This is a genomic window from Mycobacterium sp. NGS59 (genome assembly GCF_059812345.1).
The window spans coordinates 1-16587 of record NZ_JCALCN010000010.1 but is presented as its reverse complement, the minus strand read 5'-3'; the positions used below and the strand labels follow the sequence as shown (position 1 = coordinate 16587).

Annotated in this window: 19 protein-coding genes and 1 tRNA gene; 5 read left to right on the top strand and 15 right to left on the bottom strand. The window is 65.5% G+C overall.

Annotated features, from left to right (window positions below; all coding sequences use genetic code 11):
- Position 1: 1 nt before the first annotated feature.
- Positions 2 to 391, bottom strand: coding sequence for a DUF805 domain-containing protein (locus tag AC5Y46_RS13370; RefSeq protein WP_499942710.1), 390 nt, complete (start codon positions 389 to 391; stop codon positions 2 to 4).
- 99 nt (positions 392 to 490) lie between these two features.
- Here AC5Y46_RS13370 and AC5Y46_RS13365 point away from each other — a divergent pair, with 99 nt between their 5' ends.
- Positions 491 to 2704, top strand: coding sequence for a molybdopterin-containing oxidoreductase family protein (locus AC5Y46_RS13365; RefSeq protein ID WP_499942714.1), 2214 nt, complete (start codon positions 491 to 493; stop codon positions 2702 to 2704).
- Here the strand turns inward: AC5Y46_RS13365 and AC5Y46_RS13360 are convergent.
- Both AC5Y46_RS13360 and AC5Y46_RS13355 read right to left on the bottom strand, forming a co-directional pair.
- Positions 2701 to 3198 (bottom strand): nitroreductase/quinone reductase family protein, encoded by a 498-nt coding sequence (locus AC5Y46_RS13360; protein ID WP_499942717.1) that lies wholly within the window; start codon positions 3196 to 3198, stop codon positions 2701 to 2703. The two genes, AC5Y46_RS13365 and AC5Y46_RS13360, sit on opposite strands and share 4 nt — an antisense overlap.
- 67 nt (positions 3199 to 3265) lie before the next feature.
- On the bottom strand, positions 3266 to 3592 hold the full coding sequence (locus AC5Y46_RS13355; protein WP_499942721.1) for a hypothetical protein: 327 nt from the start codon (positions 3590 to 3592) through the stop codon (positions 3266 to 3268).
- Between the two features lie 134 nt (positions 3593 to 3726).
- Between AC5Y46_RS13355 and AC5Y46_RS13350 the strand changes: the two genes are divergently transcribed.
- The gene (locus tag AC5Y46_RS13350) at positions 3727 to 4038 is read left to right on the top strand and encodes a hypothetical protein (RefSeq protein WP_499991564.1); all 312 of its coding nucleotides are present in this window, start codon (positions 3727 to 3729) and stop codon (positions 4036 to 4038) included.
- 37 nt (positions 4039 to 4075) lie between these two features.
- Here the strand turns inward: AC5Y46_RS13350 and AC5Y46_RS13345 are convergent, their stop codons facing one another.
- On the bottom strand, positions 4076 to 4924 hold the full coding sequence (locus AC5Y46_RS13345; RefSeq protein ID WP_499942724.1) for an SDR family oxidoreductase: 849 nt from the start codon (positions 4922 to 4924) through the stop codon (positions 4076 to 4078).
- 10 nt (positions 4925 to 4934) lie between these two features.
- Positions 4935 to 6137 carry an NADH:flavin oxidoreductase gene (locus tag AC5Y46_RS13340; protein WP_499942727.1) on the bottom strand — a complete coding sequence of 401 codons (1203 nt, stop codon included), beginning with the start codon at positions 6135 to 6137 and terminating at the stop codon, positions 4935 to 4937.
- A 36-nt stretch (positions 6138 to 6173) separates the two neighbouring features.
- Between AC5Y46_RS13340 and AC5Y46_RS13335 the strand changes: the two genes are divergently transcribed.
- The gene (locus AC5Y46_RS13335) at positions 6174 to 7172 is read left to right on the top strand and encodes an NAD-dependent epimerase/dehydratase family protein (RefSeq protein WP_499942885.1); all 999 of its coding nucleotides are present in this window, start codon (positions 6174 to 6176) and stop codon (positions 7170 to 7172) included.
- On the opposite strand, the gene AC5Y46_RS13330 is transcribed toward AC5Y46_RS13335, so the two are convergent.
- Positions 7122 to 7733 (bottom strand): TetR/AcrR family transcriptional regulator, encoded by a 612-nt coding sequence (locus AC5Y46_RS13330; protein WP_499942730.1) that lies wholly within the window; start codon positions 7731 to 7733, stop codon positions 7122 to 7124. The genes AC5Y46_RS13335 and AC5Y46_RS13330 overlap by 51 nt on opposite strands.
- A gap of 126 nt (positions 7734 to 7859) precedes the next feature.
- Here AC5Y46_RS13330 and AC5Y46_RS13325 point away from each other — a divergent pair.
- A tRNA-Pro gene (locus tag AC5Y46_RS13325) sits at positions 7860 to 7936 on the top strand.
- Between the two features lie 199 nt (positions 7937 to 8135).
- Here the strand turns inward: AC5Y46_RS13325 and AC5Y46_RS13320 are convergent.
- The 9 genes from AC5Y46_RS13320 to AC5Y46_RS13280 all read right to left on the bottom strand — a co-directional run bounded on the left by AC5Y46_RS13320 (position 8136) and on the right by AC5Y46_RS13280 (position 15619).
- On the bottom strand, positions 8136 to 8444 hold the full coding sequence (locus tag AC5Y46_RS13320; protein WP_499942733.1) for a helix-turn-helix domain-containing protein: 309 nt from the start codon (positions 8442 to 8444) through the stop codon (positions 8136 to 8138).
- Entirely contained in the window at positions 8441 to 8638 is a 198-nt protein-coding gene (locus tag AC5Y46_RS13315; RefSeq protein WP_499942735.1) for a type II toxin-antitoxin system RelE/ParE family toxin, read from the bottom strand. The genes AC5Y46_RS13320 and AC5Y46_RS13315 overlap by 4 nt, the downstream gene beginning before the upstream one ends.
- A 153-nt stretch (positions 8639 to 8791) precedes the next feature.
- Positions 8792 to 10387, bottom strand: a complete 1596-nt coding sequence (locus tag AC5Y46_RS13310; protein ID WP_499942888.1) for a PE family protein — start codon at positions 10385 to 10387, stop codon at positions 8792 to 8794.
- Positions 10388 to 10450: 63 nt separating this feature from the next.
- Positions 10451 to 11851: a ribosome biogenesis GTPase Der gene (der, locus tag AC5Y46_RS13305; protein ID WP_499942737.1), complete on the bottom strand. Its 1401-nt coding sequence runs from the start codon at positions 11849 to 11851 to the stop codon at positions 10451 to 10453.
- A complete protein-coding gene (gene cmk / locus AC5Y46_RS13300; RefSeq protein WP_499942739.1) occupies positions 11848 to 12528 on the bottom strand; it encodes a (d)CMP kinase in 681 nt (226 codons plus the stop codon). The genes der and cmk overlap by 4 nt, the downstream gene beginning before the upstream one ends.
- A complete protein-coding gene (locus AC5Y46_RS13295) occupies positions 12525 to 13277 on the bottom strand; it encodes a pseudouridine synthase (RefSeq protein ID WP_499942742.1) in 753 nt (250 codons plus the stop codon). The genes cmk and AC5Y46_RS13295 overlap by 4 nt, the downstream gene beginning before the upstream one ends.
- Positions 13277 to 13966 (bottom strand): SMC-Scp complex subunit ScpB, encoded by a 690-nt coding sequence (gene scpB, locus AC5Y46_RS13290; protein ID WP_499942746.1) that lies wholly within the window; start codon positions 13964 to 13966, stop codon positions 13277 to 13279. Before scpB ends, AC5Y46_RS13295 begins: the two co-directional genes overlap by 1 nt.
- Positions 13959 to 14759: a segregation/condensation protein A gene (locus AC5Y46_RS13285; RefSeq protein WP_499942751.1), complete on the bottom strand. Its 801-nt coding sequence runs from the start codon at positions 14757 to 14759 to the stop codon at positions 13959 to 13961. The genes scpB and AC5Y46_RS13285 overlap by 8 nt, the downstream gene beginning before the upstream one ends.
- The gene (locus AC5Y46_RS13280; RefSeq protein WP_499942754.1) at positions 14756 to 15619 is read right to left on the bottom strand and encodes a ParA family protein; all 864 of its coding nucleotides are present in this window, start codon (positions 15617 to 15619) and stop codon (positions 14756 to 14758) included. Before AC5Y46_RS13280 ends, AC5Y46_RS13285 begins: the two co-directional genes overlap by 4 nt.
- A 170-nt stretch (positions 15620 to 15789) precedes the next feature.
- Between AC5Y46_RS13280 and AC5Y46_RS13275 the strand changes: the two genes are divergently transcribed.
- Positions 15790 to 16542 carry an O-methyltransferase gene (locus AC5Y46_RS13275; RefSeq protein WP_499942756.1) on the top strand — a complete coding sequence of 251 codons (753 nt, stop codon included), beginning with the start codon at positions 15790 to 15792 and terminating at the stop codon, positions 16540 to 16542.
- The last annotated feature ends 45 nt before the right edge of the window (positions 16543 to 16587 follow it).

Sequence of the window (16587 nt, the reverse complement as noted above, 5' to 3'; positions counted from 1 at the left end):
GCTATGCCGGCGCGTTGAATTCGTGATTCGGGAATTCGTTTTCGGCTAATGGATCCGGGCCGAATCGGTTAGGCCCGTCCGTGCCCTTGGTGGCGCCCCAGATGACGAGTATGACGAAGCCGACCAGCGGCACGAAGCTGATCAGCACCCACCAGCCGGAGTTGTCGATATCGTGTAGGCGCCGAACGGTCACGGCCAGGCTGGGTATGAACGTGACGAGTTGGATCAGCAAGTTGACGAACTGGGTCTCGAGCTGCGCGTCGATGACCAGGCTGAGCAGGCCGAGAATGACGGTGAAAAGCGTCCAATACCAGAATTCGGAGCGGCGGGCTCGATCACTGAAATCGAAATATTTGGCGAACCCGGTCGAAATCGCTTGCCCGAAGCCCATTTCATCTCCCCACTTGGGAAACCCGCTTGTGGAAGCGAAAGAATATCAAGTTGGGTCAAAGCGGTCGACTATGTCCGTCAACCGACCTACGCTGAGCGGGTGCTCAGCATCACGGAGTCCACGACGACATCGCCAGGTATCTGCCGCATCTGCTCGGCTCATTGCGGAGTGTTGGTCACCGTCACCGACGGCAAACTGTCCAAGGTCACCGGGGATCCCGACAACCCGATGTTCAAGGGCTACACCTGCGCCAAGGGCCGGGCGCTGCCGGAGATCCACAACAATCCCGCGCGCCTGTTGCACAGCCAGAAACGACGGTCCGACGGGACCTATGCCGCTATCGACAGCGAGCACGCGATGGACGAGATCGCCGCGCGCCTGCAGCAGCTCATCGACGAACATGGACCGCGCTCGGTGGCCATGTATCTCGGAACCAACGGCTTGCCCTACCCGGCGAGTCCGTTGATGGCGAACGCCTTCATGCGCGGCATCGAGTCGCCGATGTTCTTCACCGCCAACACAATCGACCAACCGGGCAAACAGATCGCGCTGTCCGCGCACGGTCACTGGCTCGGCGGTGACGTCAACTTCAACGAAGCCGACAGCTGGATGCTGGTCGGGACCAATCCGGTCGTGTCCAAGTCGATCGGCATCCCGGGCCAGAATCCGGCCCAGCGGATCAAGGAAGCCGTCGGCCGCGGTATGAAGCTGATCGTCATCGACCCGCGCCGCTCGCAGACCGCTGCCCGCGCGGCGATCCACATCCAGCCGCGACCCGGTGAGGATGTCCCCATCCTGGCCGCCATCATCAATCGAATCATCGCCGAAAACCTCTGTGACACAGAGTTCTTGGCTGAACATGTCGACGGCTTCGACAAGTTGGCCGCGGCCGTCGCGGGGTTTACTCCCGAATACGTGGCCGAGCGCGCCGACGTCCCCGCCCAGCAACTGATCGACGCCGCGCACCTGTTCGCCAGCTACGGATCCCGCCGCGGCATGGTGAACTGCGGTACCGGTGCCAACTTCGGACTGCACGGCAACCTGCTCGAATATCTCGCGCTGTGCCTCACCACCATCTGCGGACGATGGCAACGCGCCGGCCAACCCGTGACGCGCCCAAACACGTTGATGCCCGCCTACACCGCCAAGGCGCAGGCGCTGCCGCCGTACCAGGGTTGGGGCTACGGCGAGCAACTGCGGGTGCGCGGACTGACCGACGCGGTGTGCGGCATGCCCACGGCGGCTCTGGCCGACGAGATCCTGATGCCCGGCGATGGGCAGGTGAGAGCTTTGATCTGCGTCGGCGGCAACCCGATGGCGGCGTGGCCCGACCAGCGCAAAACCCAGCGCGCGATGGAGAGTCTGGAGTTGCTGATCACGCTGGACACCGAGATGTCGCTCACCTCGCGGCTGGCGCACTACGTCATCGCACCCAAGATGCAGATGGAAACCCCGGCCATGACGCAGGGCAGCGAGCTGATCAAGTACTTCGCGAGTGGCACCGGGATTCCCGCCGCCTACGCGCAGTATGCGCCGCGGCTGGTCGATCCTCCGGCAGGATCGGATCTGGTCGAGGAATGGCAATTCTTTCTGGGGCTCGCCAAGCGTATGGACCTCACGCTGTTCTTCGTCAACTTCTTCGGCGGGGGCGGCGGCCGCTACATGGAGTCACCGCCGATCGTGCTGACGATGGACGGCAACACCGGGTTGACCACCGAGGAATTGTTCGCCGAGATGTGCGCGACGGCACGCGTCCCGCTCGACGAGGTGAAGAGCCACCCGCACGGCAAGATCTTCGACGTGGACGCGGTGGTCGCCGAACGGGATCCCGACTGCCTGGCGCGTCTGGACGTCGGCAACGACTACATGCTCGGCGAGTTGGCTGCGACGCTGGCCGAGGACTTCCGGTCGGCTCGCAGCGACGCGGCATTCCCGTTTCGGCTGATTCCGCGCCGGCACGGCAACTTCATGAACTCCTCCGGCACCAACCTGTCCACACTGAACCGCGGCAAGCCCTACAACCCGGCCTACATGCATCCCGAAAGCATCGCCGCCCTGGGCCTGCAAGCGGGCGCCGCGGTGACGATCACGTCGCCGCACGACCACATCCCAGCTGTGCTCGAAGCCGACCAGACCTTACGACCGGACGTCATCGCCATGCATCACGCTTTTGGCGGACTCACCGACGAGGACGCCGAGTTCCGTTGTCGCGGAAGCAATGTCGGGCGCCTGGTGCCGACTGACGTCGAGTACGACCCGATCACCGGATTGCCCCGGCAAGGCAATATCCCGGTGAACGTGAGCCCGCTCTAACCCGTTGGCACCTGGAAGACGTCGATCGATCGCACCGTCTTCAGCATGACCAGCGGGATGTGCCGGCTCGTCGATCGCTGATAGGACACGTACGGCGGGTAGAGGTGGCACATGTAGTCCCACACGTCGTGACGTTCGATCGCCTCGGGCTCGCGCCACGTCGCCTCGAACGCCTGGGTCGCGATCTGCACACCGATGGTTTCGCTGGCGACGACGTTGAGGTACCACTCCGGGTGTTTGTCCGCCCCACCCTTGGACCCGACAACCACGATCTCACCGCCGACGTTGCCGTAGATCAGCGGCTTGACGAAGGTCCTGCCCGACTTGCGGCCGGTGTACCTGATCAAGCAGTTGGTCGTCATCTCACGGCCGCCGAGGGCACTGAGATCGAGGATATGGCCTTGTGCGCCACCGGAATCGAGGTATGTCGCGAGGTGATGCTGCATCCAGTCAGTGCGCTCTGCGCGGATCGCAGCGGCGTCGGCATCGGCCATGATCACTTCCCTTCGCCGGTCGCTTGGCCTACGGGTTCGTCCGGTCGAGGATTTGACTAGATCGACGTCAGTCAAACACCGACCAAGAGGGTTCACCCTGGATGACCCGCACCAGGAATTCCAGAGCCTCCTCGGACTGTCTGTCGGAATCGTCCCCGTGGGCGAGGCGGCAGGATTGCGGGTCGATGGACACGATCCACACCCCCTCCAGGCCTGGCTCACGCTGGGAGATGGTCGGAGAGATCACATCGGCCGCGTACGCGAACGCTCCGGCTTCGGTCAGGCCGTCGCTGTAATCCAGGTAACTCTGGTCACGCAGCGTGACGACGTGGTAGTGCGGCATGGTGGCCAACTGATCGGAAAGCGTTTGCGGCCGGTTGTTTTCCGCACTCACAGCCTTGATCTAACACCGTTGGGCGCTCGGCTGCATCATGGGAAGCGCGCCCGAGCAATGGCGCGCAACCGTATTGCGTTCGGACTCAGATCGGTTCAGGGTTGATACAGTCCGCGCCGAAAGGGTTTCTGATGATGATGCGAATTCTCGGGGTTCCTGCCGTGTCGTTCGCCGTCGCCGCCCTGGTTTCGGTCAGCGCTCCGCCCGCGGCCGTAGCGGACACCTACTGTGGCAAGTCGAGCCGCGGGGCTTCGGTTTTCGCCGGCAACTCGGACACCTCGTGCGAATTCGCCATGAACACCGCCGAGACGTATCACGCGCATGGCAACGGCTCGAATCCGTTCGACGTGTACAGCCCGATCACCGGCCGCTCGTACTCGATGACGTGTACCGCCGCCGGGACGGTATGCCAGGGTGGCAACAACGCGCTGGTCTATCTGCGTTAGCACGACCCGTCCGGGTGACAGACGCGGATGGGCGAAGCTACCGCAGTCGTCCCCACCGCGCGAACCGCACCAGATACGGCACCAGCCGGGAAACCGGCACGCACCTCGGCCAGTCACCCGCGCGGAAATAGGCATCAGATCCGCCGTCGACGAAAATCACACTCCCACACAGGAAATCGGCCGCATCCGACAGCATGAAACATGCCCATTCGGCGAGTTGGGCGGGATCACCGAACCCGCCCACCGGGACGGGGAACGCTTGTACCGCTTTGGCCTGTTGCGGCGCCGCGAGCTGCTCTTGCAATAGCGGGGTCAGGATGGCCCCGGGTGCCAGCACGTTGAGCCTGATGCCGGCTCCGGCCCATTCCGGTCGCACCGCCTGCTGTCGAACCCATTGGGTGAGCGCCGTCTTCGACGCGGCGTAAACCATCGTCGGAGCACCCTTGCCGAGCCACCGCACCGAACGCACGGCCTTCTCAGTGTCGCGGGCCAATATTGACCGCACGGTTCGGCGCGGCACCGCTGGCGTGGTGGTGGTCGAATTGCTGCCGATCACAACCACTTTGGCGGGTGAGCCGCTGGCCAGCGCCGCTCGCCACTCGGTGAGCAGGTCCACGACGCCACAGAAGTTCACTTCGGCAATCTCGCGCAGCCTGCCGGGCGTCGGGCCGAGGCCGGCGGCCAGCACCGCGCCGTCGAGGGTGCCGTTGGCTGCGGTCAACACCGCCCGGGCGGCGTCTCTGCGGCCCTCGGACGTCGAAAGGTCGGCTACGACATCGGCGTTTCGGATATCGATGCCGATGACCGTGTGACCGCGCTCGCGCAGCAGTTGTGCGGCCGCATGGCCCATCCCTGATGCGGAGCCCGAGACCGCATAAGTTCCCATCTCGCGGACCTCAGGCGAGTACGGTCTCGGTCTCGCGCACCACGCAACGGGTGCCCGTATAAACCGTCGGCATGCATTTCATGCAGTGCACACAGGATCCCTGGACGGCCCGACCGCTCTGCAGACTGTTGATCAGACCCGGGTCGCGCAGCAGCGCCCGCCCCATCGCGACGAACTCGAAGCCCTCGTCGAGGGCGGATTCGACAGTGGCCAGCGCGTTGATGCCGCCGAGCAGGATCAACGGAATGTCCAGCGCTCGGCGGAATTGACGTGCCAGCGGCAGGAAGTAGGCCTCTTCGAAGGGATACTTGCGGAACAATCGGCGGCCGATGACGCGCAGGCCCAACCCGACCGCGGCGGGCTGTACGGCGATGAAATCCGCCATGGGCACGTCGCCGCGAAAGTAGTACATCGGGTTGAGCAGGGAGCTTCCCCCGGTCAGCTGCAGCGCGTCGAGATGCCCGTCAGCCTGCAGCAGCGCGGCGGTAGGCAGACTGTCGGTCAACCAGAACCCGTGCGGCACACCGTCGTCCATGTTGAACTTCGCTGTCACGGCTACCGAATCGCCGGTCACCGCGCGTACCCGCTCGGCGACCCGGCGCGCCAACTCGGCGCGCCGGTGCACGTCGCCGCCGAACTCGTCAGTGCGCTTGTTGAGGTTCGGGCTGAAGAACGACGACAACAGATAGCCGTGGCCCATATGGATCTCGACCGCGTCGAAACCGGCGTCGACGGCGTTGCGCGCCGCGGTACCGAACTCGTCGACGACAGCGGCGAGTTGCTGTCTGGTGGCGCCCTTCACCACTCCCATCGCAGGCGCGCTCAGGCGGGTGGTCGGCGCCAGGGAAGGGGTGCGATTGGAGCGCATGTTGGCAACCAAGCCCGCGTGGCCGATCTGTGCGCAGACCAGCGCACCCTCGGCGTGCACCGCGTCGGTGAGCCGCCGCAACTGCGGCACTGTTTCCTGGTTCAGCACGATGGTGTCGCGGTGTACCCGGCCGCCGGGTGAGATCGCACAGTAGGCGACAGTGGTCATCGCCGCTCCCCCGCGAGCGACCTCGGCATGGAACTCGATGAGCTCGTCGCTGACTTGACCGCGCGGCATGACACCCTCGAACGTGGCGGCCTTGATGAATCGGTTCTTCAACGTCAGCGGGCCCAGCCTGGCTGGGGTGAAGGGCGCGCCATGCGCTATTTTCGATGCCGTTGGCATCAAAATAGCATGCACGGCGGGTACCAGGAGGTCAACATGCATGTCGCGGTGACGGGCGGAACCGGTTACCTGGGCGCCCATACCGTACGGGCGTTGCTGCAAGCCGGCCACACCGTTCGGCTTCTGGTGACCATCGCCGAAGCCGGCGCCCCGGTGATCGGGCATTTGCGGGCGTTGGGAGAGCTGACGGTCATACCCGGGGACATCCGCGAACGCATCACGGTAGACCAGCTGCTCGACGGCGTGGAGGCGGTGATCCACGCGGCCGGGGTCGTCGGTACCGACAAGCGGCGCGAGGAGTTGATGTGGGCCGTCAACGCCTACGCCAGCGAAACCATCCTGAATCGGGCCGTCGCCCTCGAGCTCGACCCCGTGGTCCTGGTCAGCAGCTACAGCGCCCTGTTCCCGCCGCCGCCGGGACAGGTAATCGGTCCCGACACGCCGACCGCGCCCGGGCGCAGCCCCTATGCCCGCACGAAAGCCCACGCCGAGCGCGCCGCGCGGCAGTTGCAGAGCGACGGCGCACCGGTCGTCGTCACCTACCCCTCCAGCGTGGTGGGACCGGCGTTCTTCACCGCCGCCGGGGTCACCGAACGCGGCTGGGAACCGATCATTCGCGCCGGGGTGGCACCGCGCCTGCGCGGCGGCATGCAGATGGTCGACGTGCGTGACATCGCCGAGGTGCACGCCCGGCTGATGCGTCCCGGCCGCGGGCCCCACCGTTACATCTGCGGGGGCGAGCTGCTGACGTTCGACGAAATCATCGACGCGTTGGAGGAGGCCCGCGGATCCCGCATCCGGCGAGTTCCGGTCTCGCCGCGAGCCTTTCGGGGGGCCGGCCGGTTCGCGGACCTGATCGGAGGTGTGATTCCGCTCGGGGACGGCCTCAGTTACGAGGCCGCGCTGCTGCTGACCGCGGCCACACCGACCGACGACTCGAAAACGCTCGCCGATCTCGGCCTCAGCTGGCGCTCGCCGCGTGAGTCAATCATCGAGGCGTTCCGGCGGCGCGGCTTCGACACCGGCGATCAGTAGCTGCGCAATCCGGCGGCGCAGCGCGGCCGAATCGTCGCCGGCCGCCACCGTGGTCACGAAAAGCGCCGCACCCGCCGCCATCGTCAGCACAGCGCGGGCGTCGAGTTCCGCACGTTCCCGTTCGGCGGGTTCGGCGGCGTGCACATCCTCGACGAACAGCTCAACCGCCGGACCGCTGAAGTTCGCCCACAGCGCGCGTCGCAGCTCTTCGTCGTCGCGCAGCGCCAGCAGCAACCACGGCACCGCCGCGGCGACGTCGGAGCGACTGAACAAATCATGGCTACCCCGCACCACGTAGTCGATCCAGCCGCCGACATCGGTGCCCTCGAACGGCGCAAGGTCGGGTGTGACGCCCAGGATCGCGTCCAACACCAACGCCACCTTCGACGGCCACCTCCGGCTCAGACTGGCCCGACCGACACCGGCTCGCAGCGCCACCAGCCGCAGCGAGATGCCCTGCCAGCCGCTTTCGACCAACATCTCGCGGACAACGGCCAGGACCCGGTCGTCGATCGAGGCGTCACGAGGGCGGCCCGATCGAGGAGCACTGTCCTGGCTCATTGCACCATTCCAGCATCCGCATGCCGGCAGCGGTCATCGCGCCTCAACCGCCATGGCCCCGAAGAGACGAGACCCAACACTGAGGTATCGTTCACTCTCGTCTGTCGACGTGCCGAGGCAGGCTAGCGGGCTGTGGCGCAGTTTGGTAGCGCACTTGACTGGGGGTCAAGTGGTCGCAGGTTCAAATCCTGTCAGCCCGACCAGAGTCGAGGTTGCGCAGCAGCGTTGTTGAGTGCGGCGATGTCCTGGATGAGCAGGTCGTGATTGATCACCTGGCAGTAGAGCCGTCAGTGCGACCCTTGCAGGAAGTCAGACCGTGCCCGTCGGGCCCGACGCCGGTCGCTATCTAGCTTCATGAATGCGCTTTGCAGTGTTGCCACAGACCCCGCCCGGCCGGCGATATCAGAGGCTCAGCAAGACGCGAGACCCGTCTGGGCGCTTCACCGCAACTTCTAGCTCACCGCCGGTCGCCTCAACGTACTTGCGGAGTGTGTCGACCCGGCTGGTGCCCAGATTGCCGTGCTCCATTTGAGAAACGCGGTTCTGTCCGACACCGATTGCTGCCGCCAGGGAGGTCTGGGTGTAGCCGGCGTCTTCGCGCAGCTCGCGCAGACAGTACTGGGCAACCTCGCGATCCATCTCATCCTTGATTGCGTCGATGCGGGCACGGTTTCCCGGACGGCGACGTCGAAGATCATCAAGCGAGGTCATCGTTTCTTCCCCTTTCTTGTCTTCGGCTTGGCGGCTTTGGCCGCTTCAGCCTCCTTTATCAACTTCTGTTGGTGTTCGGTGAACAGTCGATCGGCGGTGGGGATGTTCGTCGCGTACCACTTCGTCCAATTTCCTGCCTTGTCTCCGGCGACCAGCATGATCGCCCGAGATTGGATGTCGAAGGCGAAGAGCACTCGTATCCCTCCCATTTCCGCACCATGGCACATTATCAGCTTTAACTGATATCAGCTAGAGATGATTCCCTTAGGCAGCGGGGGTCGCGCTGGGACCACCCAGGGACCACACGTCATGCGCGACGATGATGACGGCGATGCGGAATCGCAAGGTCAGAGACTGCTGAGGTCGCCAATGATGGACTGCGCCGCAGAAATCAGCACCAGAGCTTCGAATCCGGCCGCGATCGAGAACAACCCCACGTCAGCAGCGATCGGGTTGCCGATCGCGTTGATCAGGCCGACGGGATCGCCGGTCAGGGCTTGCGTGATCCCGTCGGCGAATAAACCGACGTTATATGCCGGTAAGGAGAGCAGCGCCGCCGTCGCGAAGTCGGCCGTGGGCAGCAGCACCGAATACCCGGTGGAAATGGCGCTGGCGACGGTGTTGACGGCATCGGCCGGTGCGGCCAGAATTCGCTCCACCACACCGAGCGACGGCTGCGGAAGCGCTTCCAGCGTGGCGACGAAATTGGCCGGTGTCAGGCTCGACGCGGTGACGCCGACCTCCCGCGCGAAGTCGCTGACTCCCTGCTGGGCGCCGGCCACCAGGGCGCCGGTTACCTCGACCGGATCAAGCGGCGGGAACAGCCCGAACGGGGTGTGCACGTTCGGAGGTCCCGTCGACCAACCCTGATGCGGACTGCCGTAGCCCAGGTTGACCAGCACCCGGACGTCCGGCTCGATCAAGCTCGTCAGCGCAGGACCCACGACCGGCACTGCGCGCAGCGGCTCCAGCAGGGGCAGCCGCGGATTGGGGATCATGTAGTAGTCGGTCGTGGTAGGCCCGACGGTGTCGGTCAACGGGATCGCCGTCGCGATCTGCGCGGGTGTGAGATCGGCGTAGGTGCCGTGCACGTAGTAGATGCCGGCTAGCGCGTTGAGGTCGGCAAGCAGGTTGATCGGATACTGCGGGAAGTCGGCGAATCCGTCGTATTCGATCGTGTAGATGTTCGTAGTGAAGCTGTTGGACGGTGTCGCCCCGTAAAACGTGAAACCCAAACTGGGCATGGACAGGCCAGGAAAACGGGCCAGCAGACCACCATTGGGATTCATCGGATTGCCCAGCAGCGTGAATACGATCGGCAGCGGACTCGGCGTGCCGCTGGGATTGAGCGCCATCATCTCCAGCGACGAGATAATCGAGCTCTGCGAAAACCCCAGCACCGCAACACTATTGCCCGCAGCAAGCTGCTGTTGGATCGCTCCGTCCAGGATTCTTACGCCTTCTGCCACCGACACGTTGGGGATCAGATCCCTGACGCCGGTGAGCGGATAGAACGCCTCGGGAGTGAACAACACCTGCGCGTTGGGCACGGTAAAGGCCGGAAAGTGCGGCGTGATGTATTTGGTCACAACGTCATTCAGGTAGCTGAACGACGGTATCGGGTTGCCGCTGCCGCCCATCACCAGCGTGACGTCGGTGGCCGCCGCGGCCGCGTTGCCCAGTTCGGCCTCTACATAGGCCCTCCCCGCCGCTGACAACGCCCGGGCGAATTCCTCCTGGAAGACGGCCGCCTGCCGCAGGACGGCCTGACCTTGCTGGCCATGTACGCCGAAGAACGCGGCGATGGCTTCCGACACTTCGTCGAGTGCGGCCGCCACCAGACCCGTGGTACGACCCGCGGCGCGTTCGACCACCGGCCCGATCTCCGCCAGGTCGGTGGCGGCGGCCGCCAACGTCTGCGGCACGGTGGTCACGTAGCTAATCGGGCATCCTCACACAAGTCGGTAGACCGCAGCCTAATTCGCCGCCGACGACCTGTCTCAGCTTTACCGGCGCTTCCCGCCGCGCTTCTCGCGCACCCGCACATTGATCCGGATCGGGCTGCCCTCGAACCCGAACGTCTCACGCAGCCGGCGCTCCAGGAACCGCCGGTAGCCGGCCTCCAGGAAGCCCGACGTGAAAAGTACGAACGTGGGTGGCCGTGCGGTGGCTTGGGTGGCGAACAGTATGCGCGGTTGCTTGCCGCCGCGCACCGGCGGCGGCGTGGCCGCAACGACTTCTTTGATCCAGCTGTTCAGCGGGCCGGTAGCAATTCTGGTGTCCCAGGACGCGAGCGCGGTCTCCATGGCCGGCACCAGCTTTTGCACCGCGCGGCCGGTCTTGGCGGAAATATTGACCCGCTGCGCCCAGCGCACCTGCACCAGCTCGCGGTCGATTTCGCGGTCAAGTAGATCCCGCCGGTCCTCGTCGACCAGGTCCCACTTGTTGTAGGCGAGCACCAGCGCCCGGCCGGCCTCGATCACCATCGACAACACCCGCAGATCCTGTTCGGTCAGCGGCTGCGACGCGTCGATCAGCACGATCACGACTTCGGCGGCGTCGATGGCCCCGTGGGTGCGCACCGAGGCGTAGAACTCGTGTCCGCTGGCCTGTCCGACCTTGCGGCGCAATCCGGCGGTGTCGACGAATTTCCAGATTTTGCCGCCGAGTTCGATCAGCGAGTCCACTGGGTCGACGGTGGTGCCCGCGACGTCGTGCACCACCGAGCGTTGATCACCGGCCAGCTTGTTGAGCAGGGAACTCTTGCCGACATTCGGTTTGCCCACCAGCGCGACCCGTCGCGGACCGCCGGTGCCCGCTTCCACTTCGGACACCTCGGGCAGCGCGGCTAGTACAGCGTCGAGCAGGTCGGCCACCCCGCGGCCATGCATCGCGCTGATCGCATGGGGTTCACCGAGCCCCAGCGACCACAGCTCGGCAGCGTCTGATTCGCCTCGATCGCTGTCAACCTTGTTGGCCGCCAGGAAGATTGGTTTGCCCGAGCGAACCAGGATGCGGGCGGCGGCTTCGTCGGCGGAGGTGGCGCCGACCGTGGCGTCGACCACCAGGATCACTGCGTCGGCGGTACGCATCGCCACCGACGCCTGTTCGGCGACCAGCTGCTGCAGGCCTTTGGCGTCGGGTTCCCATCCCCCGGTGTCCTGCACCACGAACCGCCGTCCGGTCCACAACGCGTCGTAGGACACCCGGTCCCGGGTGACGCCGGGCACGTCCTGAACGACCGCTTCGCGCCGGCCGATGATCCGGTTGACCAGTGTCGACTTGCCGACGTTGGGACGACCCACTACCGCCACGACGGGTGCCGGCCCGGCCTCGTCCAACTCGGACAGACCGAAATCGTCGACTTCCCAGTCACTTTCGTCCGCCCAGGTACCGTCCTCGGTCACCGCCGTGCCCCACTTCGCTGGATGACCAGTTCCCGCAGGTGGTCGATCACCTGCGCTTCGGTCATGTCACTGGTGTCGACGACGATCGCATCCGAAGCCGCGCGCAGCGGCGAGACCGCCCGCGTGGAGTCCAGATGGTCCCGGCGCTGCACGTCGGCCAGCACGGCCGGAAAGTCGTCGGCCAGACCCGCCTTGACGTTCTGGGCGTTGCGGCGCTCGGCGCGTGTCTCGGCAGAAGCGGTCAGAAAGATCTTGACCGCCGCATCGGGAAACACCACCGTGCCGATGTCGCGTCCCTCCACCACGATGGTCTCCGGACCTTCCGACATCTGCCGTTGCAACTCGACCAACCGGGTCCGCACAGCAGGCACCGCCGACACCGCGGACACCGCGCGGGTGACGTCGTCACCGCGAATCTGCACCGAAACATCCTCTCCGGCAAGCTCAAAACTGTTGGCGGACGGGTCGTATCCCACCGACAACTGCACCCCCGCGGCACATTCGGCGACTGCCTCAGCGTCGGAAGGATCGATACTCGCACGCAATACGGCCAAGGTCACTATCCGGTACATCGCACCGGTGTCGAGGAAGCGCGCATCCAGTTCGCGCGCCAATCCCCTTGCCACCGAAGACTTTCCCGTCCCCGCCGGCCCGTCGATCGCCACGACCCCGCTCACAAGCCGACCGCCTTGTACAGATTCCCGATCTCGTCGTGCCGCAACGCCCGCACCGAACCCGGACGCTGCTTACCCAGCGTCACCGCGCCGATGTCGGTGCGCACCAACGCCTCCACCGGAAACCCGACCGAGGCCAGCAGTCGGCGCACGATCCGGTTGCGGCCTTCGTGCAGCGTCACTCGTACCAACGTCTTGCCGGGTATCGAGTCGACGACCGCGAAATCGTCGACGCGCACCGGCCCGTCGTCCAGCTCGACGCCGGCGCGCAGCTGTTTGCCCAGGCCGCGGGGCACCGCGCCCGTCACCGTCGCGAGGTAGGTCTTGGGCACCTCGTGCGAGGGGTGCATCAACCGGTGCGCCAGTTCGCCGTCGTTGGTCAGCAGGATCAGTCCTTCGGTGTCCGCGTCCAGACGCCCCACGTGGAACAAGTTCTTGTTGCCCCGGACTTTCCGTTCGATCAGGTCGCCGATGCAGGGACGGCCGCGGTCGTCGGACATCGTCGAGTGCATTCCGCGCGGCTTGTTCAGCGCCAGATACACCAACGTTTCGTCGAGCACCACCCGCGCCCCGTCGACGCGGATCACCGATGCGTCCGGGTCGACCCGCGTGCCCAGTTCGGTCACCACCTGCCCGTCCACCTCGACGCGGCCGTCGAGAATCATCTTTTCCGCTGTCCGCCGTGACGCAATTCCGGCCTGGGACAACACTTTCTGCAAGCGGGTCCCCTGTGGTTCGTCGAATTCGACCATCAGTCGTGGTCCACGTCGAAGGTCAACGCCGGATCGGGCGCCTGGCTGCCACCGAGTTTGATGAAACGTGGCTCGCTGTCCAGGGATTCGGTGAGGTCGTCGATGGTGTCGACGTCGGGCAGCAGCGGCGCGATGTCCGGCAACTCTGTCAGGGACGTCAAACCCAAACGCTCCAGGAACAATTCGGTGGTGGCGAATGTGACCGCGCCGCTGTCCTCGTCGTTGCCGACCTCGGTGATCAACCCGCGGGCCAGCAACGTGCGCATCACGGCGTCCACATTGACACCACGCACCGCGCTGACCCGTGCGCGGGTCACCGGCTGGCGGTAGGCCACCACCGCCAGCGTCTCCAGCGCGGCCCGGGTCAGTTTGGTCCGCGCACCGTCGAGCAACAACTTCTCGACGTAGGGCGCGAACCGTGCCCGGGTGTAGAGTCGCCATCCCTCGCTGGTATTCCGCAGGTCAATGCCGCTGTCACGGGCGGCCAGCTCGTCGGCCATCTGCCCCAATTTCGTGGCGACCCGGTAAACCGGTTGCTCGGTAGCCGAAGCCAGCGCCTCGGCGGTAGCCGGAGTGTCCACCACCAGCAGCAGCGCCTCCAGCACCCGACCGAGTTCGTCGGGATCCAGCTCCGCGGCCTGCGCGATATCGGGGATGCCAGCGTCCAGATCGGGCGGCTGGTCAGTCATGGTCTCGCACTTCTAATAAGGATTCGCTGCTCGGTCGCTCCCCGGTCCACGAAACCTGGAGCACGCCAAGGGGCTCGGACTGGTCGAATGCTACCGCCCGGGACCGATACAGTTCGAGCAGCGCCAGGAAGCGCCCGACGATCTCGACCGGCACCGTGCAATCGGCGACCAGTTCGGAGAACGACGCCCACTGCCCGCTGCCCCGCCCTTCCAGCAGCGCCAGGATGTGGCGGGCCTGTTCGGGCACCGACACCGTCTGCACATGCAAGTGCCCGGTGGCCACCGTCGGAACCGGCCGGGGGGTGAACGCGATCGCCGCGATCTCGGCAAACCGGGCGGCGTCCACGCCCAGCATCACCTCCGGCAGCAGACCCTCGAAGCGCTCCTCCAGCGACACCGACCGCGGATAGCTGCGCAGCGCGGTAGCTTCCAGCTCGGCGAACATCTCGGCGACGTGCTTGAACGCGCGGTACTGCAGCAGCCGCGCGAACAGCAGGTCGCGCACTTCCAACAAAGCCAGGTCTTCCTCGTCGTCGACCTGTCCGGTGGGCAGCAGCCGGGCGGCCTTCAAATCCAGCAAAGTCGCGGCCACCACCAGGAACGCGGTGGTCTCCTCGAGGTCGAGCCGGGATCCGATCGCCTTGGTGTAGGCGATGAAATCGTCGGTGACCTGGTGCAGAGCCACCTCGGTGACGTCGAGCCGGTGCGCGAAGATGAGCTGCAACAGCAGGTCGAACGGCCCCTCGAAATTGGTCAGCCGGACCTGAAAACCGCTCTCGGGTGCGGCGTTCACACGCCGAATCGGTCGATGAACTCGCGCGCCAACGCCCGATACGCGACGGCGCCGCCGGACCGCGGAGCCCACGTGGTGATGGGTTCGCCGGCGACACTGGTCTCCGGGAAGCGCACGGTGCGGGTGATCACGGTGTCGAACACTAGATCACCGAACCGCTCCACGACGCGGGCCATCACCTCGCGGGAGTTCACGGTTCGCGGGTCGTATCGGGTGATCAGGATCCCGCTGATGTCCAGCTTCGGGTTGAGCCTGTCGCGCACCTTGTCCACGGTGTCGGTGAGCAGCGCCAACCCGCGCAGCGAGAAGAACTCGCACTCGGTCGGGATCACCACGCCCTCCGAGCACGCCAGCCCGTTGACCGTCAGCAGCCCCAGCGACGGCTGGCAGTCGATCAGCACGTAGTCGTATCGGTCCAGGACGGGGTACAACGCCCGCGCCAGCGTCTGCTCGCGCCCCACCTCGTTGACCAGCTGAATCTCCGCCGCGGACAGGTCGATGTTGCTGGGCACCAGATCGAGGTTCTTGACCCGGGTATTGATCAGCACGTTGTCGATCGACGTCCGCGGCTCGACCAGCAGGTTGTAGACGGTCTTGTCCAGCTCCCAGTGCGGCACACCCAGACCGGCGGACAGCGCGCCCTGCGGGTCCATGTCCACCAGCAGCACCCGTCGCCCGTACTCGGCCAACGCGGCACCCAGGTTGATCGTCGAGGTGGTCTTGCCGACGCCGCCCTTCTGGTTGCACATGGCGACGACCTTCGCCGGGCCGTGCGAGGAAAGCGGCTGAGGTTCGGGAATCGCCCGCGGCGGCCGGCCGGTGAGGCCGAGCTCCTGGCCGCTGGCGGGGTGGTCGGTCATGCCCGTGCGTGACTGGTGGTGACGGGCGTCTGCTTGGACATCGCAGGAAGTCTAACTGCTACTTCGGCCATGATCGGAGATCCCGGTCCGCGGGTTTCACGTCGTCGCGTCGGGTGCCTGCCTGTGCGTTCACCCAGCAAGACCGGGATTCCTCGGCTTAGGGTGTCGCTATGGATCTCAAGCGGCGAATTCCCCTACTGCGCTGGTCGGTCTGGCGGATGGCCACCGGGGTGCGCAATATCACCAAGACCGGTCAGATCGGCGACGGGCGCGAGGCGGCGGCAGTCGACTACGCGCTGAACAAATCCCGCGCGGGTGACATCGACGACGTGCTGGCCGCCATCGACAAGTTCGCCTACGAGAAGTCGATGTTGATGAACGTCGGGGACGAGAAAGGGGCGTTGCTGGACGCGGCGGTGCGGCGCGCGAACCCGGCGGTGGCCCTGGAGTTGGGCACCTATGTGGGTTACGGCGCGCTGCGCATCGCGCGGGCTGCTCCCGAGGCAAGGGTGTATTCGGTCGAGCTCGCCGAAGCCAATGCCGCGAACGCCCGCCGGGTCTGGGCGCACGCCGGCGTGGCCGATCGGGTGACGTGTGTGGTCGGCACGATCGGTGACGGTGGGCGCACTCTTGATGTGCTGGCTGCAGATCATGGATTCGCTTCTGGCGTATTGGATTTCCTGTTCCTCGATCACGACAAAGAGGCTTATCTGGCTGACCTGCACAGCATCCTGGATCGGGGTTGGCTGCATCCGGGCTCGATCGCTGTGGCCGACAACGTGCGGATACCGGGAGCGCCGAAGTACCGCGCGTACATGCGGGAACAGCAGGGCAAGACGTGGAACACCACGGAACATCAGACGCATTTGGAGTATCAGTCGATGATGGCCGACCTGGTGCTGGAGTCGGAGTACCTGGGCTGAGTTCCCCTCGCAGGCTGGGGTGAGTTCCCCTCGCGAGCAGACGCG

Bases quoted from the DNA above. Each gene is read 5' to 3' on its own strand.
- AC5Y46_RS13340 (WP_499942727.1), bottom strand. From the start codon at position 6,137: ATGCCAACGGCATCGAAAATAGCGCATGGCGCGCCCTTCACCCCAGCC.
- AC5Y46_RS13330 (WP_499942730.1), bottom strand. From the start codon at position 7,733: ATGAGCCAGGACAGTGCTCCTCGATCGGGCCGCCCTCGTGACGCCTCG.
- AC5Y46_RS13360 (WP_499942717.1), bottom strand. From the start codon at position 3,198: ATGGCCGATGCCGACGCCGCTGCGATCCGCGCAGAGCGCACTGACTGG.
- scpB (WP_499942746.1), bottom strand. From the start codon at position 13,966: ATGACTGACCAGCCGCCCGATCTGGACGCTGGCATCCCCGATATCGCG.
- AC5Y46_RS13275 (WP_499942756.1), top strand. From the start codon at position 15,790: ATGGATCTCAAGCGGCGAATTCCCCTACTGCGCTGGTCGGTCTGGCGG.
- AC5Y46_RS13345 (WP_499942724.1), bottom strand. From the start codon at position 4,924: ATGGGAACTTATGCGGTCTCGGGCTCCGCATCAGGGATGGGCCATGCG.
- AC5Y46_RS13350 (WP_499991564.1), top strand. From the start codon at position 3,727: ATGATGCGAATTCTCGGGGTTCCTGCCGTGTCGTTCGCCGTCGCCGCC.
- AC5Y46_RS13320 (WP_499942733.1), bottom strand. From the start codon at position 8,444: ATGACCTCGCTTGATGATCTTCGACGTCGCCGTCCGGGAAACCGTGCC.
- AC5Y46_RS13370 (WP_499942710.1), bottom strand. From the start codon at position 391: ATGGGCTTCGGGCAAGCGATTTCGACCGGGTTCGCCAAATATTTCGAT.
- AC5Y46_RS13280 (WP_499942754.1), bottom strand. From the start codon at position 15,619: ATGACCGACCACCCCGCCAGCGGCCAGGAGCTCGGCCTCACCGGCCGG.
- AC5Y46_RS13335 (WP_499942885.1), top strand. From the start codon at position 6,174: ATGCATGTCGCGGTGACGGGCGGAACCGGTTACCTGGGCGCCCATACC.
- AC5Y46_RS13295 (WP_499942742.1), bottom strand. From the start codon at position 13,277: ATGGTCGAATTCGACGAACCACAGGGGACCCGCTTGCAGAAAGTGTTG.